This window comes from Promicromonospora sp. NPDC057138 (genome assembly GCF_042670845.1).
Classification (GTDB): Bacteria; Actinomycetota; Actinomycetes; order Actinomycetales; family Cellulomonadaceae; genus Promicromonospora.
This window is the reverse complement of the sequence record NZ_JBHUUX010000017.1, coordinates 23,322-46,050: the sequence shown is the minus strand read 5'-3', so window position 1 is coordinate 46,050 and position 22,729 is coordinate 23,322. Positions and strand designations below refer to the sequence as shown.

General features: G+C 70.1%; 21 protein-coding genes. 14 read left to right on the top strand and 7 right to left on the bottom strand.

The window, feature by feature from the left end:
• Positions 1–158 precede the first annotated feature (158 nt).
• Positions 159–1,685 carry a leucyl aminopeptidase gene (locus ACFT2C_RS12350; RefSeq protein WP_377207353.1) on the top strand — a complete coding sequence of 509 codons (1,527 nt, stop codon included), beginning with the start codon at positions 159–161 and terminating at the stop codon, positions 1,683–1,685.
• Between the two features lie 75 nt (positions 1,686–1,760).
• On the opposite strand, the gene ACFT2C_RS12345 is transcribed toward ACFT2C_RS12350, so the two are convergent.
• A complete protein-coding gene (locus ACFT2C_RS12345; protein WP_377207352.1) occupies positions 1,761–2,114 on the bottom strand; it encodes an oxidoreductase in 354 nt (117 codons plus the stop codon).
• 256 nt (positions 2,115–2,370) lie between these two features.
• Between ACFT2C_RS12345 and lpdA the strand changes: the two genes are divergently transcribed.
• From lpdA to ACFT2C_RS12330, 3 genes are all read left to right on the top strand, one after another.
• Positions 2,371–3,831: a dihydrolipoyl dehydrogenase gene (lpdA, locus tag ACFT2C_RS12340; protein WP_377207351.1), complete on the top strand. Its 1,461-nt coding sequence runs from the start codon at positions 2,371–2,373 to the stop codon at positions 3,829–3,831.
• 29 nt (positions 3,832–3,860) lie between these two features.
• Positions 3,861–5,693 carry a 2-oxoglutarate dehydrogenase, E2 component, dihydrolipoamide succinyltransferase gene (gene sucB / locus ACFT2C_RS12335; protein ID WP_377207350.1) on the top strand — a complete coding sequence of 611 codons (1,833 nt, stop codon included), beginning with the start codon at positions 3,861–3,863 and terminating at the stop codon, positions 5,691–5,693.
• A gap of 159 nt (positions 5,694–5,852) precedes the next feature.
• Complete coding sequence (locus tag ACFT2C_RS12330) at positions 5,853–6,830, top strand: TIGR01777 family oxidoreductase (protein WP_377207349.1); 978 nt, start codon at positions 5,853–5,855, stop codon at positions 6,828–6,830.
• Here ACFT2C_RS12330 and ACFT2C_RS12325 read toward each other — a convergent pair.
• Together ACFT2C_RS12325 and ACFT2C_RS12320 are read right to left on the bottom strand one after the other, a co-directional pair.
• Positions 6,814–8,235, bottom strand: a complete 1,422-nt coding sequence (locus ACFT2C_RS12325) for a hypothetical protein (RefSeq protein ID WP_377207348.1) — start codon at positions 8,233–8,235, stop codon at positions 6,814–6,816. The two genes, ACFT2C_RS12330 and ACFT2C_RS12325, sit on opposite strands and share 17 nt — an antisense overlap.
• 200 nt (positions 8,236–8,435) lie before the next feature.
• Positions 8,436–9,524, bottom strand: a complete 1,089-nt coding sequence (locus ACFT2C_RS12320) for a Gfo/Idh/MocA family oxidoreductase (protein ID WP_377207347.1) — start codon at positions 9,522–9,524, stop codon at positions 8,436–8,438.
• Between the two features lie 169 nt (positions 9,525–9,693).
• On the opposite strand from ACFT2C_RS12320, the gene ACFT2C_RS12315 reads away from it, so the two are divergent.
• From ACFT2C_RS12315 to ACFT2C_RS12285, 7 genes are all read left to right on the top strand, one after another.
• On the top strand, positions 9,694–10,407 hold the full coding sequence (locus ACFT2C_RS12315; protein ID WP_377207346.1) for an HNH endonuclease family protein: 714 nt from the start codon (positions 9,694–9,696) through the stop codon (positions 10,405–10,407).
• A gap of 331 nt (positions 10,408–10,738) precedes the next feature.
• Positions 10,739–11,734, top strand: coding sequence for a type IV toxin-antitoxin system AbiEi family antitoxin domain-containing protein (locus ACFT2C_RS12310; RefSeq protein ID WP_377207345.1), 996 nt, complete (start codon positions 10,739–10,741; stop codon positions 11,732–11,734).
• A 142-nt stretch (positions 11,735–11,876) separates the two neighbouring features.
• Positions 11,877–12,587 (top strand): lipoyl(octanoyl) transferase LipB, encoded by a 711-nt coding sequence (gene lipB / locus ACFT2C_RS12305; RefSeq protein WP_377207344.1) that lies wholly within the window; start codon positions 11,877–11,879, stop codon positions 12,585–12,587.
• A 91-nt stretch (positions 12,588–12,678) separates the two neighbouring features.
• A complete protein-coding gene (gene lipA / locus ACFT2C_RS12300; protein WP_377207343.1) occupies positions 12,679–13,680 on the top strand; it encodes a lipoyl synthase in 1,002 nt (333 codons plus the stop codon).
• 42 nt (positions 13,681–13,722) lie between these two features.
• Positions 13,723–14,463 (top strand): DUF4191 domain-containing protein, encoded by a 741-nt coding sequence (locus ACFT2C_RS12295; RefSeq protein WP_377207342.1) that lies wholly within the window; start codon positions 13,723–13,725, stop codon positions 14,461–14,463.
• Between the two features lie 347 nt (positions 14,464–14,810).
• The gene (gene glnA, locus ACFT2C_RS12290) at positions 14,811–16,235 is read left to right on the top strand and encodes a type I glutamate--ammonia ligase (protein ID WP_377207341.1); all 1,425 of its coding nucleotides are present in this window, start codon (positions 14,811–14,813) and stop codon (positions 16,233–16,235) included.
• A 449-nt stretch (positions 16,236–16,684) separates the two neighbouring features.
• The gene (locus ACFT2C_RS12285; protein WP_377207340.1) at positions 16,685–16,888 is read left to right on the top strand and encodes a hypothetical protein; all 204 of its coding nucleotides are present in this window, start codon (positions 16,685–16,687) and stop codon (positions 16,886–16,888) included.
• A gap of 601 nt (positions 16,889–17,489) precedes the next feature.
• Here ACFT2C_RS12285 and ACFT2C_RS12280 read toward each other — a convergent pair.
• Both ACFT2C_RS12280 and ACFT2C_RS12275 read right to left on the bottom strand, forming a co-directional pair.
• Positions 17,490–18,614: an HAD family hydrolase gene (locus ACFT2C_RS12280; protein ID WP_377207339.1), complete on the bottom strand. Its 1,125-nt coding sequence runs from the start codon at positions 18,612–18,614 to the stop codon at positions 17,490–17,492.
• Positions 18,611–18,877 (bottom strand): hypothetical protein, encoded by a 267-nt coding sequence (locus ACFT2C_RS12275; RefSeq protein WP_377207338.1) that lies wholly within the window; start codon positions 18,875–18,877, stop codon positions 18,611–18,613. The genes ACFT2C_RS12280 and ACFT2C_RS12275 overlap by 4 nt, the downstream gene beginning before the upstream one ends.
• A gap of 251 nt (positions 18,878–19,128) precedes the next feature.
• Between ACFT2C_RS12275 and ACFT2C_RS12270 the strand changes: the two genes are divergently transcribed.
• The 3 genes from ACFT2C_RS12270 (at position 19,129) to ACFT2C_RS12260 (ending at position 21,749) form a co-directional block, all read left to right on the top strand.
• Complete coding sequence (locus ACFT2C_RS12270) at positions 19,129–20,532, top strand: hypothetical protein (RefSeq protein WP_377207337.1); 1,404 nt, start codon at positions 19,129–19,131, stop codon at positions 20,530–20,532.
• Positions 20,533–20,546: 14 nt separating this feature from the next.
• Positions 20,547–21,032 (top strand): SAM-dependent methyltransferase, encoded by a 486-nt coding sequence (locus tag ACFT2C_RS12265; RefSeq protein WP_377207336.1) that lies wholly within the window; start codon positions 20,547–20,549, stop codon positions 21,030–21,032.
• Positions 21,033–21,146: 114 nt separating this feature from the next.
• Positions 21,147–21,749, top strand: coding sequence for a hypothetical protein (locus tag ACFT2C_RS12260; protein WP_377207335.1), 603 nt, complete (start codon positions 21,147–21,149; stop codon positions 21,747–21,749).
• A 47-nt stretch (positions 21,750–21,796) separates the two neighbouring features.
• Here ACFT2C_RS12260 and ACFT2C_RS12255 read toward each other — a convergent pair whose 3' ends face one another.
• Together ACFT2C_RS12255 and ACFT2C_RS12250 are read right to left on the bottom strand one after the other, a co-directional pair.
• On the bottom strand, positions 21,797–22,144 hold the full coding sequence (locus ACFT2C_RS12255) for a hypothetical protein (protein WP_377207334.1): 348 nt from the start codon (positions 22,142–22,144) through the stop codon (positions 21,797–21,799).
• A 29-nt stretch (positions 22,145–22,173) separates the two neighbouring features.
• Entirely contained in the window at positions 22,174–22,509 is a 336-nt protein-coding gene (locus ACFT2C_RS12250) for a hypothetical protein (protein ID WP_377207333.1), read from the bottom strand.
• Positions 22,510–22,729: the final 220 nt, after the last annotated feature.

Genomic DNA, 22,729 nt, shown 5'->3' with positions numbered 1-22,729 from the left:
TCTCGCAGACTACCGGGCGGCACCGACGGGGCGGCAATCGGATCGCGCGTGACCTGCGCCTCTATCTGGTCCTTGTCCTGCCGCCGTCTGGCGCCGGACCGCCCCTGCCCCCGCCCCTGCCCGGACCCGTGTCAGGGGCGCGGGTTACGATCGGCCCCGTGACCGACGTGACACTCTCCAGCAAGAATCCCACCGCCGTGAAGGCCGAAGCGCTCGTGGTGGCGACCGCCCAGACGTCGGACGGCGTAGCCGTCGTGTCCGACCTGCTCCCCACGGACCTGCTGACGCAGCTCGAGTCGCTCGCGCCGCAGCTCGGTGTCACCGGCGCGCGCGACGAGGTCCGCAAGATCCCCGCCGGCCCGCAGCTCGCCGCCGAGGTGCTGGTCCTGACCGGCCTGGGCGAGCGCGCCGACGACGGCACCTTCGCCACCGAGACCCTGCGCCGGGCCGCGGGCGCGGCGACCCGCGAGCTGGCGGGCCTCGAGTCCGCCGCGATCGCGCTGCCCGCGTCGGACGACGACGAGATCACCGCCGTGACGGAGGGCGCGCTGCTGGGCGCCTACGCGTTCAACCGCTACCGCACCACCGGTAAGGACTCGGCCAAGGACGCCACGAAGGCCGCGAAGAACGGCAAGGACCCGGTCGCCACCATCGAGATCCTGACGCCGCTGCACAAGAACGCGAAGGCGAAGGCCGCCGCCGAGCGCGCCCAGGTCCTCGCCGCGGCGGTCCACGCCACCCGCGACCTCGTCAACACGGCGCCCAACGAGCTGTACCCGGCCACGTTCGCCGACGCCGCGAAGGCCGCCGCCAAGGACGTGAAGCACGTGCGCGTGACCGTCCTGGACGACAAGCAGCTCGCGTCGGGCGGCTACGGCGGCCTCACCGCCGTCGGGCAGGGCTCCTCGCGCGGGCCGCGCCTCGTCAAGGTCGCCTACACGCCGGCCAAGCCGAACGCGAAGGTCGCGCTGGTGGGCAAGGGCATCACGTTCGACTCCGGCGGCATCTCCATCAAGCCGGCCGCCGGCATGGAGGCCATGAAGTCGGACATGGCCGGCGCCGCCGCCGTCCTGTCCACGGTGGTCGCCGCCGCCAAGCTGAACCTGCCGGTCGCAGTCACCGGCTACCTCTGCCTCGCCGAGAACATGCCGGGCGGCAACGCGCAGCGCCCCGCCGACGTCATCACCATCTACGGCGGCAAGACCGTCGAGGTGCTGAACACCGACGCCGAGGGCCGCCTCGTCATGGCCGACGGCCTCGTGTCGGCCGTCGAGGACGGCCACGACGTCGTGCTCGACATCGCCACCCTCACGGGCTCCCAGATGGTCGCGCTCGGCACCCGCACCTCCGGCGTCATGGGCACCGACGAGGTGCGCGACGAGGTCAAGGCCGCCGCGGACGCATCGGGCGAGCTGTTCTGGCCGATGCCGCTCCCTGAGGAGCTCAAGTCGAACATCAAGTCCAAGGTGGCCGACGTCGCGAACTCGGGACCGCGCTGGGGCGGCATGCTCAACGCGGGCCTGTTCCTGCAGACCTTCGTGGGCGACCACCCGTGGGCCCACCTCGACATCGCGGGCCCTGCCTTCAACGAGGGCGGCGCGCACGGCTACACGGCGGGCGGCGGCACCGGTGTCGGCGTCCGCACCCTCCTGACCTTCCTCGAGGCCCGCGCCACAGCGAAGTAGGACGATCGTTGGTCGAGCTGGTCGAGACCCTTGTCAAGGTCCGGGGGGTCTCGACAAGCTCGACCAACGGCGGTTCTACTTCGGCCGGCGCTGGGCGCTGTTCCAGTCGCGCATCCGCTGGGGGTAGCCGGTGAACCGGACGTTGTACACCGGCACCCCCAGCTGGTTCGCGAGGTCGAACGCGGTGCGCTCGTCCGGCACCCGGCGTCGCGTCCACTCGCCCGTGCTCGCCACGAGCAGGATGGTGCTGGGGATGTCCGTGGTCGGCGGCTCCACGTAGGCCTCGACACCGACCCGCGTCCTGATGAACTCACCGAGGTGCGTCAAGGTCTGACGGCGCGCGTCGCCGCCGCCGGGGCGCGATCCGCTGCCGGACGAGGTGCGTCGCTGGAAGAATCGCGCGAGCGAGCTACGAGACTGGCGGGGCATGGAACGAGAGTACTAGCGAGACCCGCACCGGCCTAGGCAACCAGGCGCAGATCCAGGGAATGCCACATTCCTGTTACAGGCCGCCCACCGCCCGTCACAGACCCACGAACCCGCCGGTCCACCTTTCACAGCCCGGCTCACCCGTCAATGTCACCACGGTCACACCCGACAAGCCGGGTTCACAATTGGGGCCACGCCCGCTGAAGTGTCAAGATGGCATGCGGTGCCATCTGCATGCAGCCCGCACGCGGAGTGCATGCACGGCCCAGAGTCAACGCAGTCAACGAGGAGCCAGCACGTGCCAACGCATGACAGTCCGGACACGTTCGACGTCGTCGTGCTCGGCGGGGGAAGCGGTGGCTACGCCACCGCGCTCCGGGCCGCACAGCTGGGTCTGCGCGTGGCCCTCGTCGAGGAGGGCAAGCTCGGCGGCACCTGCCTCCACGTGGGGTGCGTGCCCACCAAGGCGCTCCTGCACGCGGCCGAGGTGGCGGACGCCGCCACGCACGGCGCGCAGTTCGGCGTCCGCACCTCGCTGGACGGCATCGACATGCCGGGCGTGCTCGCCTACAAGGACTCCGTGGTCGCCGGCCTGTACAAGGGCCTGCAGGGGCTGATCGCCTCGCGGAAGATCACGGTCGCCGAGGGGCACGGCACGCTCGCCGCCCCCGGCGTCGTCGAGGTCACCGCAGCGGACGGCACGACCTCCCGCTACACCGGCACCCACGTGGTGCTCGCCACCGGCTCGTACGCCCGGACCCTGCCCGGCCTGGAGCTCGGCGGCCGCATCCTCACCTCCGACGACGCGCTCACGCTGGACACCGTGCCGAAGTCGGTGGTGGTGCTCGGCGGCGGTGTGATCGGCGTCGAGTTCGCGTCCGTCTGGAAGTCCTTCGGCGCCGACGTCCAGATCGTCGAGGCGCTGCCCCATCTCGTCCCGAACGAGGACGTCGCCCTCTCGAAGGCGCTGGAGCGGGCGTTCCGCAAGCGCGGCATCAAGTTCTCCCTGGGTGAGCGCTTCGCCCAGGCCAAGCAGTCCGACGACGGCGTCAAGGTGGAGCTCGAGTCGGGCACCACGTTCGACGCCGACCTGCTGCTCGTCGCCGTCGGGCGCGGCGCGCGGACCGCCGACCTCGGCTACGAGGCGGCCGGCGTGCGGGTCGACCGCGGGTTCGTCCTGACCGACGAGCTCCTGCGCACCGGCGTCGCCACTCCCGCGGGCGGTCAGGTCTGGGCCGTCGGCGACATCGTGCCCGGCCTGCAGCTCGCCCACCGCGGGTTCGCGCAGGGCATCTTCGTGGCCGAGCAGATCGCGGGCCTGGCGCCCGCGCCGATCGACGAGGCCACGATCCCGCGCGTCACCTACTGCGAGCCCGAGGTAGCGTCCGTCGGCGTCACCGAGGCACGGGCCGCCGAGCTGTACGGCCCGGACCAGGTCGAGACCATCGAGTACAACCTCGCGGGCAACGGCAAGAGCAAGATCCTGGGTACCCAGGGTTTCGCCAAGCTGGTGCGCCGCAAGGACGGACCGGTGGTCGGCATGCACCTGATCGGCTCGCGTGTGGGCGAGCTGATCGGCGAGGGTCAGCTCATCGTGGGCTGGGAGGCGTTCCCTGAGGACGTCGCCTCGCTCGTCCACGCACATCCCACCCAGAACGAGGCACTCGGAGAGGCACACATGGCGCTGGCCGGCAAGCCTCTGCACGCCCACAACTGACCAGAACGATAAAGGAGACCTCACAGGTCATGTCTGAGAACGTGCAGCTGCCGGCCCTCGGCGAATCCGTTACCGAGGGCACTGTCACCCGTTGGCTCAAGGCTGTCGGCGACGAGGTCGCCGTCGACGAGCCGCTGCTCGAGGTGTCGACCGACAAGGTCGACACCGAGATCCCGTCGCCCATCGCGGGCGTGCTCGAGCAGATACTCGTCCAGGAGGACGACACCGTCGAGGTCGGCGCCACCCTCGCCGTCATCGGCTCCGGCTCCGGTGCCGCACCGGCGGCTCCGGCCGCCGAGCCGGCAGCCGCTGAGGCTCCCGCCCCCGAGCCGACGCCGGAGGTGGCCGCGCCCGCCGAGGCCGCCCCCACCGAGGCGCCCGCCGCCGAGTCCCCCGCGCCCGCCCCCGAGGCTGCTGCCCCGGCCGAGGCCCCGGCTGCGGCCAGCGGCGGTACCGAGGTCCCCCTGCCCGCACTGGGCGAGTCGGTCACCGAGGGCACCGTGACGCGCTGGCTCAAGGAGGTCGGTGACGACGTCGCCGTCGACGAGCCGCTCCTCGAGGTATCGACCGACAAGGTCGACACCGAGATCCCGTCGCCGGTCGCCGGCACGCTCCAGAAGATCCTGGTCCAGGAGGACGAGACCGTCGAGGTCGGCGCCGTCCTGGCGCTCGTCGGTTCGGGTGCGGCTGCCCTGGCCGCCGCACCGGCGCCGGCTGCTCCGGCGCCCGCCGCACCCGCACCCGCACCGGCCGCTCCGGCTCCGGTCGCCGAGGCGCCCGCCGCTCCGGCACCGGCTCCCGCGCCGGCAGCTCCGGCTCCGGCCCCCGCCGCTCCGGCTCCCGCACCCGCCGCCGCTCCGGCGCCTGCTCCCGCACCTGCGGCGGCTCCGGCGGCGGCTCCGGCGGTGTCCGGCGGCCGCACCATCGGCTCGTACCTGACCCCGCTCGTGCGCAAGCTCGCCGCGGAGAAGGGCGTCGACGTCGCCGAGGTGAAGGGCACCGGCGTCGGTGGCCGGATCCGCAAGGAGGACGTGCTCGCGGCCGCCGAGGCCAAGGCCGCTCCGGCAGCGGCAGCGCCCGCCGCCGCACCCGCGGCGGCCACGGCGCCGTCGACCCCGGCGAAGCTCGAGGTGTCGCCGCTGCGCGGCACGACCGAGAAGATGTCGCGCCTGCGCAAGATCGTCGCCGAGCGGATGCTCGAGGCGGTGCAGTCGCAGGCCCAGCTGACCACGGTCATGGAGGTCGACGTCACCCGCGTCGCGCAGCTCCGGGCCAAGGCCAAGGAGTCCTTCGCCGCTCGCGAGGGTGCCAAGCTGACGTTCCTGCCGTTCTTCACGCAGGCCGCGATCGAGGCGCTCAAGGCGTACCCGAAGATCAACGCCACGATCGACACCGACAAGGGCGAGATCACCTACCACCCCTCGGAGAACGTCGGTATCGCCGTCGACACCGAGCGTGGGCTCGTGGTCCCCGTCATCAAGAACGCGGGCGACCTGAACCTGGCCGGCATCGCGCGGCAGATCCAGGACCTGGGCGCCCGCACCCGGGCGAACAAGGTGACGCCGGACGAGCTGTCGGGCGGCACGTTCAACATCACCAACACCGGTTCGGGCGGGTCGCTCATCGACACCCCGATCGTGCCCCTGGGCCACGCCGCGATCCTGGGCACCGGCACCATCACGAAGCGCCCGGTCGTCGTGACAGACAAGGACGGCAACGAGAGCATCGCGGTGCGCTCGATGGCGTACATCTTCCTGTCCTACGACCACCGCCTGGTCGACGGCGCGGACGCCGCCCGCTTCCTGACGGCGATCAAGAACCGGATCGAGGAGGGCGCGTTCGAGTCGGAGGTCGGTCTCTGACGCGGACGAACGTGTCGCGCGCGTAGCGCTCAGCAGGTGACGGTGGCCGGTTCCGGGTTCGGGACCGGCCACCGTCGTCCGCCCGAGGGGGTCCCGGCGCGCCGCGAGTCGGGCGCGAGGCGGCACCTCGCACGGGCATCCGGCGGGTAGATTCGCGGCATGGATGTGGTGGTCGCGGGCTCACACGGCTTCATCGGCTCCGCGCTGGTCGCGGACCTCGTCGCGCGCGGGGACAGCGTGCGACGGCTGGTACGCCGCGGCGCCAAGCCGTCCGACGGAGGCGCCGCCGGTCCCGGCAGCGGCGCCAAGCCCGCCGCCGACGAGGGCACGACGCCAGGCATCCGCGACCTGCTGTGGGACCCGCGAACCGGCGAGCTCGACCCCTCGGCGCTGGAGGGTGCGGACGCCGTCGTGAACCTGGCGGGTGCCGGGATCGGCGCCCACCGCTGGACCCCGGCCTACAAGCAGACGCTCGTCGGCTCGCGGACCACCACCACGAGCCTGCTCGCCCGCACGATCGCCCGGCTGGACGAGCGGCCGGCGCTGGTCAACGCCTCGGCGATCGGGGCGTACGGGAGCCGCGGCGACGAGGTCCTCACCGAGGCGTCGGAGCGCGGTGCCGACTTCCTCGCGGGCCTGGTCAAGGCGTGGGAGAACGCCACCTCGCCCGCCGCCGAGGCCGGTGCGCGCGTGGTCTGGCTGCGCAGCGGCCTGGTGCTGTCGCCGTCCGGCGGGGCGCTCGGCAAGCTGCTGCCACTCCTCCGCCTCGGCCTCGGCGGGCCGCTCGGCAGCGGCCGTCAGTGGTGGAGCTGGATCACCCTGACGGACGAGGTGGCGGCGATCCGTCACGCCATCGGCGCGGACGTCAGCGGGCCGGTCAACGCCGTCGCCCCGGAGCCCACCACGAACCGGGCGGTCACCCGCGCACTCGCCCAGGCCCTGCACCGGCCGGCGGTGCTTCCGGTGCCCCGGTTCGCGCTCCGGATCGCCGTCGGCCAGTTCACCGGCGACCTCGTCGCCTCCCAGCGGGTCGTGCCCGGGGTACTCGCCCGGACGGGTTTCGCCTGGACGCACGCGGACTTGTCGGACGCGGCCCGCTGGGTGGTGGAGGCGAACGAGGTCAGCGCACCTCGCTGACGCGCCAGCCGCCGGGCGTCCACACCAGGGTCAGGTCGGCCGACTCCTTGGACGCGGGCACCGCCGTCTCGGCGTCGGCGGAGACCTGCATGTGCGCGGTGATCGTGTACTCGATGCGGACCACCGCCTCGATGGCCTCCTTCTCGGCCGCCTGCTCCCCCTCGGCGGCACCAGCCGTCTCGGTGCGCGACGCCGTCGTGGCGCTCTGCAGCGCCGACGCGGCACCCGGCCCCATCGTCACGACCTCCGTCGATGCCACCTCGGCGGACGCGCCGACCACCTGGGCGCCGGTCTCCTTGAGCTCGTCGAGGATCTGCTTGTCGGCCGTGTAGGCCGGCGAGCCCTCTACGTTGACGGTGCTGATGTCGGACACCGCCCCCGCCAGCAGCGCCAGGCGGCGCTCGGTGAGCTCGACCGCCGCACCGGCCGGGTCCTTGGCGTTGGCCACGGGGCTGATGCCGCCCCAGCGCGGCTCCGACGCCCCGGGCGACGGCGCGGCGACCGCCGGTTCCTCGCCGCCGAAGATCCCGGGCAGCGCCATGGCCCCCGCGGTGACGCCCGCGATGACGCCGGCCGCGATCATGCCCGTGGCGACGACGGACACCATTGTGGTCCGCGGCGGGGCGACCTTCGCGATCAGACCCGTCGTGGGACGGCCGGTGAGCGGCATCGTCGCCCGGCGCCGCGCCGACGCGGCCCAGGTCCTGCCGTCGACCGCCGCGAGGGAACCGGTCAGCGTCTTGGCGGCCGAGCGCCAGCCCGACGGCGTGTGCGCGCCGAGCGGCACGTGGCCCGCGATGGGCACCGGCCCGCTGAGCGCGGCCGAGACCAGCGACGAGCCCTCCGGGAGCCGCACGGGATCGGGCTTCACCGCGTCGTGTGCGAGCGCCGCGAGGGTGCCCGGCTCGGGCCGGTCGCGCGGGTCCTCAGCGCGGGCGCGGGCCAGCACGGCGCGCAGCGCCTCGTCGGCCTCGGAGTTCAGGCTCGGGCCGGGGAAGCCCAGCACCGACTCCACGAGCGTGGCCAGCGACGTGACATCGACCGGGTCGTCGCTGTGGTCCGGGAGCGTCACACGGGGCCGCAGCATGGCGCTGCCGTCGGAGCGCAGCAGCACATCCGTCGGCCGGACCCCGCCATGGACGAGGCCCACGCTGTGCAGGGCCGCGAGCGCCTGCGCGATCGCGACGGCGATGCCGGAGCCTTCCGCGGCGGTCAGGGGACCCCGCGAGCCGACGGCGGTGGGCAGATCGACAGCTCCCGTCCGAGACAGCCTCACGTCCAGGTTGTCCGGCCCGTTCGGAGAGATGGCGATGAGCGGCACCAGGTGGGGGTGGTCCAGTGTCGCGAGAGTGTCTAGACGGCGCACCAGAAGGGCACGCGCCACGGCGTCCGTGGGGACGGCCACGCGGACCAGTTCCGCTGATTCGATGTAGTGCACCCGTTCATGAGAACCCCGCGATTCGACGCCCGCTCTTTATCCACAGGATTTGCCGAATCGATCGCCCTGTGGGTGAACTCACCGGATGCTTGACGCGCGGACTGGGTCTACCGCAGGCGCCCTGTGGCCCACCATCCGCCCGGCGGGTCACACGTCGAGCCCGGCGGTCACAGGTCGATGAGCCGCCCCTCCTTGGCGGAGAGCCGCGCGGCGTCCAGGACCTCCGCGTTGCGGACGGCGTCCGCGGGGTCGACGGGGACCTCGGCCTCGCCGGCGAGCCAGTCGGCGACGGCCGTGTAGAAGTCGTCGTGCCCGCCGCGGGGCTGCGGCACGGGCGTCCGCTCGCGGCCGCGGACCAGCCAGCCGTGGGTGCCCTCGGGTTGTTCACCGTCGAGCACCTCGAAGGGCGAGGCGTCGCCCTCGAACGAGTTCACGAGGTAGGCGCCGCGGTCGCCCAGCACGCGGGTGCGCGGGCCGGGCGCGCCGACGAGGGAACCGGCCCACAGCCGGGAGACGACGCCCTTGGCGGGCGGCTCGACCCCGAACAGCACGTCCGTCGCGGCGGCCCGCCCGGGGACGACGCCGGGCTTGCTGCCGGGCGCGGCGTGGTGCAGCACGAGGAACACGTCGTCCTCGGTGGGTGTGGAGTGCGCTCGCGTCTCGGCGTACACCGCGACGACGGGGCCGAACAGCTGGGTCGCGGAGTCCACGAGGTGGGGGCCGAGGTCGAGCAGGAGCCCGCCGCCCACGACGTCGTTCTCCTTCCACCGCTGCTGCGGCTTGGGCCGCCATCGTTCCCAGTGCCGCTCGAAGGTGTGCACCGTGCCGAGGTCGCCCCGCTTCAGCAGGGCCGCGAGGGTCAGCTGCTCGGGGTCCCAGCGCCGGTTCTGGAACACGGTGAACGGCGTGCCCGACGACGACGCCGCGCTCACCACCCGCCGTGCCTCGGCCGCCGTGGTCGCTATGGGCTTGTCGAGCACGAAGGGCTTGCCCGCCACGGACACAGCGGCCGCGTGCTCGGCGTGCAGGGACGAGGGACTCGCGATGACCACCAGGTCGTAGAGACCGGCCTCGCCGAGCATCGACGGCAGGTCGTTGAACAGGCGCGCGCCCGGCCAGTCGCCGGCCGCCTGCACCCGCCGTCCCGAGTCCCGCGCGACGACAGCCGTCACCGCCATTCCCGCAGCTCGCGCCAGGCGGGCGTGAATTTGCCTGCCCGCACCCCCGTAGCCGACTATCCCGATCCGAAGAGCCATGGCCCCATGGTGCCCCGCGAGGCGCGACGACGCGAGATCACTGGTCAGCGGGTCAACTGCCGTAACACGACTCTGGCAGACTGAGGCAAGAGGTACGTTTCGCACGTTTTTTCTCTTGTCCGGGCAGCCGTTCGTCCGGGCAGCACCGGCCGACAGAATGAGGGGGCTCGTGTCCGCCACAGCCAAGAAGTCCAGCCAGACCCGCAAGACTCTGCAGCTCGTACTCATCGCAGTGGCGGCACTCGTGCTCGCCGGCAACTTCGTCCTCCAGTCCTTCGGGGACGACGCCGCCCCCGCCGAGCGCGCCGAGGGCTCGGCCCTCGCGACGCTCGACTCGCTCACGGTGCAGGACGCCGCCACCAAGGACGGCTACGACCGCGAGGCCGACTTCGGCACCGCCTGGCAGGACGCCGACGACAACGGCTGCGACACCCGGAACGACATGCTCCAGCGGGACCTCGAGGACATCGAGCTCTCCGCCGGCGACACCTGCGAGGTCGCCTCCGGCACGCTCGACGACCCGTACACGGGCGAGACCATCGCGTTCGAGCGCGGCGAGAACTCCGGCGACGTGCAGATCGACCACGTGGTGGCGCTGATGAACGCCTGGACCACCGGCGCGGCGGACTGGGACGAGGCCAAGCGCGTCCAGATCGCGAACGACCCGCTCAACCTCATCGCCTCCGACGGCCCGGCCAACATGGGCAAGGGCGCGAAGGACGCGGCGGAGTGGCTGCCCGAGAACCAGGCCTTCCGCTGCGAGTACGTCGCCCGGCAGATCGCGGTCAAGGCCAAGTACGAGCTGTGGGTCACGCCGGCCGAGCGCGACGCCATGGAGGACGTCCTGACGAGCTGCCCGGCGGAGCCCCTCCCAGCCTCCTGACCGGCTGGCTCTCCCCAACCCCGGCCCGCGGTGGCAGGGTCTGCTGAGTCCGGTTCAGCAGGCGGAGGCCGACCACAATCGGCCCGATAACGGCCGTCGGGCACCTGCTGAATCCCAGTCAGGAGTCAGCCGGCATCACCCGCTGGCGATGCTTGCCTCCGCCGGCTCTCGTCGGGAGCGGCACTCCTCTGCGGTCGCCGACGTCGGTCACAGCCGCTCCTGACGGGAGCAGACCGACTTGAGGTCGACCACAGCTCTGTGCTGGTCGAGGTTGTGCACAACCTCGACCGGCACACGCCAGGCGGGGGCCCGGCGGTGATCTGATCCCGGCATGCGTCTACTCAGCGCGGTCCCCCCAGCGGTGGGCACGCTTGCCGCCCGGCAGGAGGGTCTGGTCTCCGTGCGGCAGTGCTACGCCGCCGGCGTCGACCGGCGCCGGATACATCGGCTTGTCAGGCATGGCGTCTGGCGGTGGGAAGGCGACAGCGTCGTCGACACGGATCCCGTCCCGCCGTCGACCAGGATTCGAGACGACTACTTCGACCACATCCGACGCCGGTCGGCCGTCAAGGGTCTGCTGGTCCGGCCCGGAGCGGCGGCAGTCGGAGCTGCTGCGCTCGCCCTGCACGGAGTAGCGGGCCTGCCCCGCCACATCGAGCCCGAGGTCTCGTTTCCCAGGGGCGTTCACCACGGAGGGCGGGACGGTGTGGTCGTGCGTCAGTACGGGGACTTCGAGACCCTGCGGTACGGCAGCTGGCGCATCGCGAAGATCGAGCACGCGCTCGCCCAGGCCCTACCGCGCCTCTCCCGGGACGACGCCGTCGCCGTCGTCAGCAGCGCCCTCAACAAGGAACTGATCAACGAAGCCGGGCTCGCCAAGGTCGAGCGGCTGCTGCACGGTCGCCGCGATGCCGGCCAAGCACTGAGCTGGCTCAGCCTCGCCAACAGCAATGACGAGTCTCCCGCCGAGAGCGACGCTCGGCTCTCGTGCATCGACAACGGCATACCGCCGGACCGTGTCCAGGTCGTGTTCCACACGGACGGACGCTTCCTCGCCCGGTGCGACTTCGGCTGGCGCCTGCGCGACGGGCGTTGGCTCGTGGTCGAGATCGACGGCGTCGGGCCGCACTCCACACCGGAAGCGCTCGTCAAGGACGCGCCCCGGCAGAACCGGCTGCTGGCGACCGGGAAGATCGTGATGCTGCGCTTCAAGCCCGCCGACAACGACAAGCCCGGCGGGATCGGTGCCGCAGTGGCCGCTCGCCTTGACGAACTGGGCGGCTGGACGCCGTCCCCCACCCCCACGGAAGCCCCGGTCAACCTCTGACGACTGCTGAGCATGGTTCAACAGGCCAAAACCGACCACAATCGGGCCGATAACAGCCGTCTTCCGCCTGCTGAATCCCGGTCAACGGACGCTGCCCGGGCCCCGGTGCTGTCCTCCGGGCGGCGGGCTTACAGTTGCGGGCATGGACATCCGCCACCTCACCGGGCACGTCGAGTACCACGAGGCCTGGGACCTGCAGCGCAGCACGCACGAGTCCGTCCGTACCGAGGAGCAGGCCGACACCGTCTTCCTCCTCGAGCACCTGTCCGTCTACACGGCGGGCGTGCGCACGCACCGCGACGAGTACCCGACCGACGGCACCGAGGTCATCAAGGTGGACCGGGGCGGCCAGATCACGTGGCACGGCCCGGGCCAGCTCGTGGCGTACCCGATCATCAAGCTGGCCAAGCCGTTCGACGTCGTCGAGTACATCCGCACGCTGGAGCAGGCGGTGATGGACGTGTGCGCCACGCTCGGCGTCGAGACCATGCGCGTCGAGGGCCGTTCCGGGGTGTGGGTCGCCGCCGACTCACCAGAGGTGCCGAACGCGCGCCGCGAGCGCAAGGTCTGCGCCATCGGCGCGCGGGTCGCCAAGGGCGTCACCATGCACGGCCTGGCGCTGAACTGCGACTCCGACCTGACCGCGTTCGACCACATAGTGCCCTGCGGCATCGACGACGCCGACGTCACATCGCTGACCGCCGAGCTCGGCCGGCAGGTCACGGTCGACGACGTCCGCCCGCTGCTGGAGGCGGCACTGGTCGAGCGCCTCGCGCCGCTGCTCGCGCGGAGCGCGGCGCCGTCCGGTATGCCGTCCCACGCGCCGTCGGAGCCGGCCGGCGCCCTCGCGTGACGAACGCCACTGGCCGCCGCCGGGAGGACCGCTCGACGTCGGGCACCCGAGGCATAGGCTGGGCGAACCCGCTGACCTGGGAGGGATCTGCGTGACCATCGCACCTGAAGGCCGACGCATGTTGCGCATCGAAGCGCGCAACTCGGCCACGCCCATCGAGAAGAAGCCCGAGTGGATCAAGACCCGGGCCGTGATGGGACCCGAGTACCGCGACATGAAATCGCTCGTCAAGGGCGAGGGCCTCCACACGGTCTGCGAAGAGGCCGGCTGTCCCAACATCTTCGAGTGCTGGGAGGACCGCGAGGCCACGTTCCTCATCGGCGGCGACCAGTGCACGCGACGCTGCGACTTCTGCCAGATCGACACCGGCAAGCCCGCCGACTTCGACAAGGACGAGCCGCGCCGCGTCGCCGAGTCCGTGCGGACCATGGGCCTGAAGTACTCGACCGTCACGGGCGTCGCCCGCGACGACCTGGCCGACGGCGGCGCCTGGCTCTATGCGGAGACCGTCCGCCAGATCCACGCGCTGAACCCCGGCACCGGTGTCGAGCTGCTGATCCCGGACTTCAACGCCATCCCCGAGCTGCTCGACGCCGTCAACGAGTCCCGTCCCGAGGTGCTCGCGCACAACGTCGAGACCGTGCCGCGCATCTTCAAGCAGATCCGCCCGGCGTTCACCTACGAGCGCTCGCTGTCCGTGATCACCCGGGCCCGCGACGCCGGCCTGGTCACCAAGTCGAACCTGATCCTCGGCATGGGCGAGACGATCGACGAGGTCAAGCAGGCCCTGCAGGACCTGCACGACGCCGGTTGCGACATCATCACGATCACGCAGTACCTCCGCCCCTCCCTGCGCCACCACCCGGTGGACCGCTGGGTGCGGCCCGAGGAGTTCGTGGAGCTCTCCGAGACCGCCGAGGTGATCGGCTTCCTCGGCGTCATGGCGGGGCCGCTGGTGCGTTCCTCCTACCGCGCGGGCCGCCTCTGGGGCCAGGCGATGACCAAGCACGGCCGCGCGATCCCCGAGGCGCTCTCGCACCTCGCACAGCCGACCACCTCCCGTCAGGAGGCGGCGAGCCTGCTGGCTCGCTGATCCGGCAAGCAGACCGCTCTCAGCACACTAAGATTGACGACCATGGCCCGAACCTCGTCCGGGGGCGATGCGCGCAAGGATGTAGCAGCCGCCTCCCAGCAGAAGAAGCCCAAGAAGCGCCGCTGGTATCACCAGCTGTGGGACGTCTACCAGATGACCCGCAAGCAGAACCCGCTGGTCACCTGGTGGATGCTCGCGTCGTTCGTCGGCGTGGTGGCAGTGGCGCTGCTCATCGGCGTCCTGACGGGCCCCTGGATCTACGCGCTGGTCGTCGGCGTGCCGTTCGGCGTGCTCGCGGCGATGTTCGTGCTGTCGCGCAGCGCGGAGAAGGCCGCGTACACGCAGATCGCCGGCCAGCCCGGGGCCGCTCGCGCGGCGCTGGGGACCGTCCGCGGTGGCTGGACGTTCGAGGACGAGCCCGTCGCGGTCGACGCCCGCAACCAGGACTTCGTGTTCCGGGGCGTCGGCCGGGCCGGTGTGGTGCTCGTCTCCGAGGGGCCGCCGCACCGCGTCAACCGTCTGCTCGACCAGGAGCGCAAGAAGGTCGGCCGCATCCTGTCCAACGTGCCCGTCACGCTGATCCAGTGCGGTGACGGCGAGGGGCAGGTGCCGCTCACCAAGGTGGCGCGCGCCGTCACCAAGCTCAAGTCGACCCTGACCCGGGCAGAGGTCGCCGAGATCAGCAAGCGGCTCAAGGCCATCGGCGGCGTCAAGCTGCCGATCCCCAAGGGCGTCGACCCGACCCGTGCCCGCCCCGACCGCAAGGGCATGCGCGGCCGCTGACCGGCCACCACCGCCATCCGCCAGCCGCCTCGCGGCCGTGGCACAGGGCGCCTCCCGCAGGGGAGGCGCCCTTTTCGCCGACGTTTCATCCGTCCGATGGACGGACGCCGCCAGGCCGCGCCTTGTGAGTTCTGGCACTCTGGGGTTCGCTGCCGGAGCCTCGACCAGCACATCTCCCCGGGGTTACACAGCCGAGAGGCCCAAGAAACATTCCCGCAACAATCAGTAACCAGAGAGAAACCACCTGCCCATAGGTTCATGGCGATCCGCGAGCGACTGTGCCCAGCTCGTCCCGGGCATGGTCCGACGGACTCCCCCTGAACTTATCGAGCGAGCAAGGAGCGCAGATGTTCAAGAACGCCGAGGAGGCGATCGCCTTCACCCGCAACGAGGGGGTGGAGTTCGTCGACGTCCGGTTTATCGACCTGCCGGGCGTCACGCAGCACTTCAACATCCCGGTCGAGCAGTTCGACGAGGACGCCTTCAGCGAGGGCCTCATGTTCGACGGCTCGTCCATCCGCGGTTTCCAGGCGATCCACGAGTCCGACATGAAGCTCGTGCCGGACATTGCAACGGCGTTCATCGACCCGTTCCGCAAGGCCAAGACGCTGATCGTGAACTTCTCGATCGTGGACCCGTTCACGAACGAGCCCTACGCCCGCGACCCGCGCAACATCGCGGCCAAGGCCGAGGCCTACCTGAAGTCGACTGGCATCGCCGACACCGTGTTCTTCGGTGCCGAGGCCGAGTTCTACGTGTTCGACGACGTGCGCTTCAAGACGTCCGCGAACGAGAGCTACTACTCCATCGACTCCGTCGAGGCCGCGTGGAACACCGGCCGCGAGGAGGAGGGTGGCAACCTCGGGTACAAGACCCGCTACAAGGGCGGCTACTTCCCCACGTCGCCGAGCGACCGCTTCGCGGACCTGCGCGACGACATGGTCAAGACCCTCGGCCAGGTCGGTCTCTCCGTCGAGCGCGCGCACCACGAGGTGGGCACCGCCGGCCAGCAGGAGATCAACTACAAGTTCAACTCGCTGCTGCACGCCGCCGACGACCTGATGAAGTTCAAGTACGTCATCAAGAACGTCGCGTTCGAGGCCGGCAAGTCGGCCACGTTCATGCCGAAGCCGATCTTCGGCGACAACGGCTCGGGAATGCACTCGCACCAGTCGCTCTGGAAGAACGGCGAGCCGCTGTTCTACGACGAGAAGGGCTACGGCGGCCTGTCCGACCTCGCCCGCTGGTACATCGGCGGCATCCTGAAGCACGCGCCGTCGCTGCTCGCCTTCACCAACCCGTCGGTGAACTCGTACCACCGCCTGGTGCCGGGCTTCGAGGCTCCCGTGAACCTCGTCTACTCGGCCCGTAACCGCTCCGCCTCGATCCGTATCCCGATCACGGGTACCTCCCCGAAGGCGAAGCGCATCGAGTTCCGCGCGCCGGACCCGTCGTCGAACCCGTACCTGGCGTTCTCGGCGATGCTGATGGCCGGCCTGGACGGCATCAAGAACCGCATCGAGCCGCCGGCACCGGTCGACAAGGACCTGTACGAGCTGCCGCCGGAGGAGCACGCGCAGATCGCGCAGGTGCCGACGTCGCTCCCGGGCGTGCTCGACGCGCTCGAGGCCGACCACGAGTTCCTCACCGCCGGTGACGTGTTCACCGAGGACCTGATCGAGACCTGGATCGCGTACAAGCGCGAGAACGAGATCGACCCGATCCGCCTGCGGCCGCACCCGCACGAGTTCGAGCTCTACTACGACATCTAAGCCTGATCGGCTAGATTCCGGGCTTCCGGGGCCTTCTTCGACCCCCTAGTCCATGAAGAGTCCACGCGAGCCGCAATCACCTTCCCGGTGGCGGTCCGCGTGGACTCTTCTGTGTCCGGCCGCAGGTGCGCGTACGTGTCGTAGGTTGCCGTCGCGCATGCGTGCCGCAGTGAACGGCTGAGTCGCGTGGCCCGTGCCCGGCCTCAAACCGGGTGCAGGCAGGCCCAACGGGACCGTGACCAATCCGCGCTCAACAATGGACGGAACCGGATCGCCGGCCTCATCCCGCGCGCCCAAGGACAGTTCCCCCAGGATGTCCGCGAAGCCCTCGGCCGCCGCGCCGAACTCATCGAGCGCCGAGCCCGAACCCTGGCCGAGCAGGCACTGCGGGACCGGGAACCCTGGACTCTGCATCTGCCACCACGCCCCCAAGGTCCCGCTGAACGCGAGTGGCAGAAGTCAACGTCCTGGCCGCCTATCGCGATCTCTACAGAGTGGCGGGAGACAGCCTGCTCGGTGAACCACCCACCACGCTGACCCAGCGCTACGACGCCCGGCGTATCGATGCCCGTGTGCAAAACCAGTTTCGAGTTGGCCATAGGGATCGGTTCAGTGCCCGGCGCGCCGAAGTGGACGAGCGCACGATCGGATGAGTCGACGTCAGCGACCGATGAGCTGGGTTGCTGGCTTGGGCGGATCAGAAGCCGCAGTGGCACTTCTGCCCCACCAAGTCCCACCCGTAGCATCAGAAGATGAACAGAGGTTCAGCTGGTGGAGTGGATCCTGCTGATCTGACAACGCTGGTCGAGGTCCTTGCCGTGTTGCAGGGCAGGATCTATGGGGGCGATGTCTCAGACGACGCGGTGGCCGCGCTCGGCAAGCGACTGGTCGACGAAGCAGGTCAACAGGATCGAGACGTTGAGCGTCACGTCCGGCAGGCGTTGGACGATCTTGGGCAACGGCTTCGCTACGCGGCCGGAGAGTACGACGTTCCGCCCAGGAGCGAGCCAGTCCCACCGTCACGGCTGCGTGGCTCACGCTGAGTGGCGGAGTCGGTGAGCGGTGTCTGTTCGGTCAACGTGGTCATGGCGGTGCTCGTTCTGCTGTGCAGTGCAGGTGAGTGCTGCTGGCAGGGGGGCGGCCGGGGCTCCAAAGGGGTTTAGGAGCCCGTGGCATTGATTCCCGGCGTCTGGGGGCGGGCTCGCGGCCGGGCAGGGCGGGGTCGGCCGCAAGATCGGGCGGTCAGATGGCTCGTCAGAGGTTGCTGAGGGGCAACTCGAAACCAGCCGGACCACTGTGCGTGGTGGCGCTGCGCCACTGGGCGCGGCGGCGGCCCTCGTCCCCGCGTGGGAACGGCAGGCCTGCTTCGAGGGCTGCGGCCTCGATCGCGCGCATCGTGGTGCCGACGCCGGACGGGATTGGCGCATGTCGCACCCAGTGACCGGTCTGGAGGGTCCAGACCTCGCACCGAGATAGGTCTGGTCCGGTGCCGTGCCACACCCGCAGGACGGCCGGTCCAGGCGCGGTGCGCTCACCGATGGTGATCTGTGCGGCCAGCGATGACAGCGAGCTGTCGACGTCTGGGACGAGGGACCGCAGCACCGGCAGCGCACCGGCCTGGGCGATGGTGCCGGTCGTTTTGTCGGCTGCACTGCGCACGATCGCGGGCGCGTGCCCCATCGATACCGAGCGTGCGGCCCAGGCCAGCATCGTCAGATCGTTGACGCCATCCCCAACCGCTACGGTGCGGTCGGCGGGGATGCGCAGGTGCTTGCGCACGCCGTCGAGCGCGGCGGCCTTGTCCACCTCCGGGGCTGTCGCGTCGCACCAGTCCGGTCCCATCGGGGCAAGCGTGACTCCGGTCGCGTGCAGGGCGTCGACGAACCGGCGGATGCCCGGAGCGCCGAGCACGACTCGGGTGGCAGGCTCAGTCATCAGATCGTCCGTGGTGGCGTGCGTCTGCTGCCCGTTCAGCTCCCTCGGAGCGAACGGGGTGTTCGTACGCCAGCCCCACCCGACCACTTCGACCGCGACACGTACGTCCGGAACGAGTTCCATGGCGCGAGCGATCACCGGCGCTGGGTCGAAGGTGCGGGCGGCCACGACGTCGTAGCCCGACGGTGCTGACTGGTCCAGACGCACGGTGACCGAACCGTTCGAGCACACGGCCGTTCCTTCGGTGAGCCCCAGCCGGATCGCGATCGGCAGCAGACCGGCGAGTGATCGTCCTGAGGCGAGCACGATCTCGTGCCCTGCGGCGCGGACCAGGTCCAGCGCCTCGACCGTGCCAGGTGGGATTCGGCTCTCGCTGTCTACGAGCGTCCCGTCGATGTCGAGCGCGACGAGCGTCCGGGGGCACGTGGTGGCGACGGCGCTCATCGGGCCACCACCCGGCGCAGAACGGACCTGACCTGGACCTCGAAGCCGTCGAGCTCACCAGTCCACAACGTGTTGCCGGGCACGAACATTCGGTGATCCAGCGGCACGTCCAACCCGAGCATGCGGGCGATATCCTCGCCTTCTTTGAGGTGGGTCGGCTGGAGACTGACACGGTTGCGCGTCACGGTCACCAACTCGATGCGGTCGGCCCCGACGAGGGCCAGAATGCGTGACGCTGCTGTGAGTCCGTCGCCGATATCCATCGGGCCCCCTCCTTCTTGGCTGGTAGGCATCGCCGTCTGCGCCGGCCGGTGCGGCTCATCAAGGTGTCGCGTCGTTGCTGCGGTGCTCTTCACGGGACTCTCCGGAACTTTGCAAAGCCATCTGGGGCGCTCGCCGGGAGCGAGCGTGCTGGCTAGTCTTGTTGCGTTCTGATCGGCCGGGCAGGGCAATCAACGGGGCATTCTGGGAGCGTCCTTCTGGACGACTACGCGTCCCGCGAGGGGGCTGAGTAGTGGGTAACGACCTGCTCCGTGCGCGGCGCGAGGCGCTGCCGTCCCGCATGCGCTCCGGGGAGCCGATGTCGCGCTCGGAGCTCGCGGAGGCCGTCAACGCGCACATCTGGGTGAAAACGGGCCAGCGCACCACCCTCGACGCCCATGCGATAGCCCGGTACGAGCGGGGTCAATCGCGGTGGCCCGGCAAGCAGTACCGCGACAGCTTGCGTGCCGTTCTCGGCGTCGAGACGGACGCCGAGATCGGCTTCTACAGAACGAAGCGCGGCAGCGCGGCGCGAGAAGTTGGTCGATTGTCCACGTGGGACATGGATACGCTGACCGGGCTGACTGACCTGGGGAGCAAGTTCGTGGATCTCACCCGTCGAGGCCTTCTCGGCGTGGCCGCCTATACGGCCGTCGCCACCGCGCTACCCAGCGATTCCTGGTGGTCGGAGATGGCGCGCCGATCCGCCGAGCGCGCAGCACACGGCGTTCGCTCGGTCGGACGCGGCGACATCGAAGCCGTGCGCGAGTCCGTGACGTTCTTCTCTCGGATGGATCAGCGGCACGGCGGCGGACACGCACGAGCCGCCGCGATGCAGTACCTCACTGATGACGTGAACCGACTCCTGAACGGCTCGTTCGCGAGCGACATGCTCCGGAGAGAGATGTTCTCCGCCGCCTCCGAGCTGGCCTATGTCGCAGGCTGGATGGCCTTCGACAACGCGGAGCACGGTATAGCCCAGGGCCTGTTCACCTCATCCGTCAAGCTCGCCGCGGAGGCCGAAGACCCCGCGATGGCAGGGCACACACTCCGGGCGATGGCACACCAGGCAATCGACCTCGGACACCTCACCCAAGGTCATCAACTCGCAGCAGCCTCCGTGGACGGCGACCGCTACGAAGCCGCCGCACCACGAGAACGCGCGTTGCTCGGCGTCGTCCACGCCCGCGCCCTCGCCGCGACCGGCCAGAAGAGCGCGGCAACATCAGCGCTCCTCCAAGCCGAGCAAGACCTCGCAGCCGCAACGCCGGGTGGCGACGAACCTGCGCGGGTGTTCTTCTTCGGAGAGGCATCGCTGGCGCATGAGACCGGCAACACTCTTCGCGACATCGGCGACCTTGCCGGCGCCGAGCAGCAGCTCGAACACTCCGTAGCGACCCGGAAGGCGTCCGCCTTCAAGCGAACCCACGCCGTCACGCTGGGCTACCTCGGAGACGTCCAGGCCAGACGCGGCGAACTCGAACTCGCATGCGCCACCTGGAGCACCGCGCTCGACGCGATGGACGGCGTCCAGTCAGCACGGGCCCGCCAGACCATCATCGAGATGCGATCTGCGCTCGCGATGCACAAGGCCGCGAACTCGGACGTCGCTATTCTCGACGAGCGTGCTCGTGCCTACCTGGCCGCTACGAACTGATCCTCGGAGGACTGTTGACCGACCCCATCGTCATGACCCCTGTCGCTCGTGTCGTCGGAGGTCGTACCGAGCCCACCGACGACTACTGGGGCGGCACCCGCTCGATCATCCGGATCAACTCGGATGCCTACACCGAGGCGTCGGTGGCCGGGCTCGATGAGTTCTCGCACCTCGAGGTCGTGTTCTTCTTCCACCTGACCGACCAGACCGACCTCAACCCCGGTGCGCGCAGGCCACGTGAGAACCCGGAGTGGCCTGAGGTCGGGATTTTCGGCCACCGGAACATGCGCCGCCAGAACTGGCTCGGCGTCTCACGCTGCCGGCTGGTATCGATCGACGGAATGGACCTGCACGTTGAAGACCTCGACGCGGTCGACGGGACACCGGTTCTCGATATCAAGCCGTGGTTCGCGGAGATGGGGCCGCGCGGCGAGACTCACCAACCGGCGTGGGTCTCCGAGATGCTCGGCGACTACTTCGCCTCCGCCCAGAGCGAATAGCCTGAGTCCTGACTCTGCGCAGGTTGCACTGTCGAGGCACACCGGTCCCAGTTCTCGATGCCGCAGCTCCCCTCCAAGAAGGAGTAGGTCTCGGTCGTCTGCGATGATCCGAGAATGCCATCGAGCCCATCGGCCGGCCTTTCGCGGGCAACGGTCCTGCTCTCACTCCAGCGGGCGCTGTGGGATGTGGTCACGCCTGGTCTGCGCGGCGTGACGGTGCGCATCGGCGAGTCCACGATCGAGGGCCGAATGATCTACGACCACGGTCCCGACGCCACGGATCGCGAGGACTGTTCGCTGGCGGAGACGTACGTCATCGCCGACTTCCCCGCTGATGTCGCGGTCAGCTTGGACGCCGTCGCCGTCGTCCCTCCTGATGAGCGGATGCTGCTCGCCGGAGAGGAATGGGTCTATCTGCGCAAGGAACCCGCACCACCGGAGCCGTGGCATCCGCACCCGAATCCGGCAGCATCGCCGCTGCTGGACTCACCGCGCACCCGGGGCGAACTCGCATTGTTCATCGACAAACTAGCGGAAGCGAGTGCGGCTTCGCCCGATGCCTGGGAGAACGCCACCCTGTCCGACTATCTCCACGCGCTCGCCGCATGGATCCGTGACCTCGACGGCTACTACTCGGGCAACGATGAGCCGGTACCCGAGGCCCCTTCATGGAACCTCGTCGCGCGGATGCTCCACGCCGCGACCACCTACGAGTAGACGGCCACCGTCAGATGCGAGGTCCCGATCGTGTCCAGCTGGCGGCCTCAGCCGGAGCCTGCTCTCATCCCGCAGGACCACCAGCCCTCGTCCAGCCGAGCCGGGGCAGTGCAGGCCATGCCACGCATGTTTACGTCGGGTCTGCGGTGAGGCGAGTAGATGTAGCCGCCTGCATCGTCGACCAGCCGTGCCCATTGCGGAACGAAGATGGTCACCGCGTCGTGGTCTCCGGTCTCGTGGTAGACGTCGACGGAGCCGGTCGCGGAGACGAACTTGAGGGTCCGGGAGAGCTCGGCGTACGGCCCGTCGAGGTCACCCTTCACGACGTGTTCGACGACGTCGTCGAGCGCGGGGCGCAGCGTGTGGAAATCCCGCCGCACGTCGTCATGCGCCAAGCCGGCTCCTCCTGGCACCACCCAGGACGTCAGGAACACCGCTCCGAGCACGACGACGGCCGTGGGAGCCTGTGGACCGCTTGGCGTCTCACCATGCCGAGCACGACCGCCGAGACGATGGCGAAGCCGACGGTCCATGCGAGACCTCGCCCGATCGCGGCGTCAGCGTTCTCACCGAGGACCCCGTTGAATCCTCCATGTTCCAGAACATGCCACAGTCCCATCGGCAAGGCCCCGAGCTTGTACGCCGTCCAGGCGAAGACCTGGGAAGCCCCGATGAGCATGAGCACGACGCCAACCGCCACCAGGGCGACTCTCGTCCAGCCGGGTGAAATCCGTGGAGGAGTGCGCTGATCGGCTGTCATGCCGGGATGCTACTGGCGCGACCGGAACCTGGAACGTTGGAATTCCAACGTTCCCGGCCGTCCCGGCCGTTATCGCGTTCGTCAGACCATGCCGGTTGACCGGACTGCGATCCACGAACTACTGCTCGCAGTAGCAATCGCGCGGAGCTGGTGGCGGCATAAAGGCCCAAGGTCCCCTCGATCTCGCCGAGGATCTCGTGCCTGTCCGGCGAATGCCCGG

What these genes read in the sequence shown, in the direction of transcription:
- ACFT2C_RS12280 (WP_377207339.1), bottom strand. Translation starts at nt 18,614, where the DNA reads ATGAGCGCCGTCGCCACCACGTGCCCCCGGACGCTCGTCGCGCTCGAC.
- sucB (WP_377207350.1), top strand. Translation starts at nt 3,861, where the DNA reads ATGTCTGAGAACGTGCAGCTGCCGGCCCTCGGCGAATCCGTTACCGAG.
- glnA (WP_377207341.1), top strand. Translation starts at nt 14,811, where the DNA reads ATGTTCAAGAACGCCGAGGAGGCGATCGCCTTCACCCGCAACGAGGGG.
- ACFT2C_RS12260 (WP_377207335.1), top strand. Translation starts at nt 21,147, where the DNA reads ATGCCATCGAGCCCATCGGCCGGCCTTTCGCGGGCAACGGTCCTGCTC.
- lipB (WP_377207344.1), top strand. Translation starts at nt 11,877, where the DNA reads ATGGACATCCGCCACCTCACCGGGCACGTCGAGTACCACGAGGCCTGG.
- ACFT2C_RS12310 (WP_377207345.1), top strand. Translation starts at nt 10,739, where the DNA reads ATGCGTCTACTCAGCGCGGTCCCCCCAGCGGTGGGCACGCTTGCCGCC.
- lpdA (WP_377207351.1), top strand. Translation starts at nt 2,371, where the DNA reads ATGCACGGCCCAGAGTCAACGCAGTCAACGAGGAGCCAGCACGTGCCA.
- ACFT2C_RS12250 (WP_377207333.1), bottom strand. Translation starts at nt 22,509, where the DNA reads ATGACAGCCGATCAGCGCACTCCTCCACGGATTTCACCCGGCTGGACG.
- ACFT2C_RS12275 (WP_377207338.1), bottom strand. Translation starts at nt 18,877, where the DNA reads ATGGATATCGGCGACGGACTCACAGCAGCGTCACGCATTCTGGCCCTC.
- ACFT2C_RS12330 (WP_377207349.1), top strand. Translation starts at nt 5,853, where the DNA reads ATGGATGTGGTGGTCGCGGGCTCACACGGCTTCATCGGCTCCGCGCTG.
- ACFT2C_RS12295 (WP_377207342.1), top strand. Translation starts at nt 13,723, where the DNA reads ATGGCCCGAACCTCGTCCGGGGGCGATGCGCGCAAGGATGTAGCAGCC.
- ACFT2C_RS12320 (WP_377207347.1), bottom strand. Translation starts at nt 9,524, where the DNA reads ATGGCTCTTCGGATCGGGATAGTCGGCTACGGGGGTGCGGGCAGGCAA.
- ACFT2C_RS12345 (WP_377207352.1), bottom strand. Translation starts at nt 2,114, where the DNA reads ATGCCCCGCCAGTCTCGTAGCTCGCTCGCGCGATTCTTCCAGCGACGC.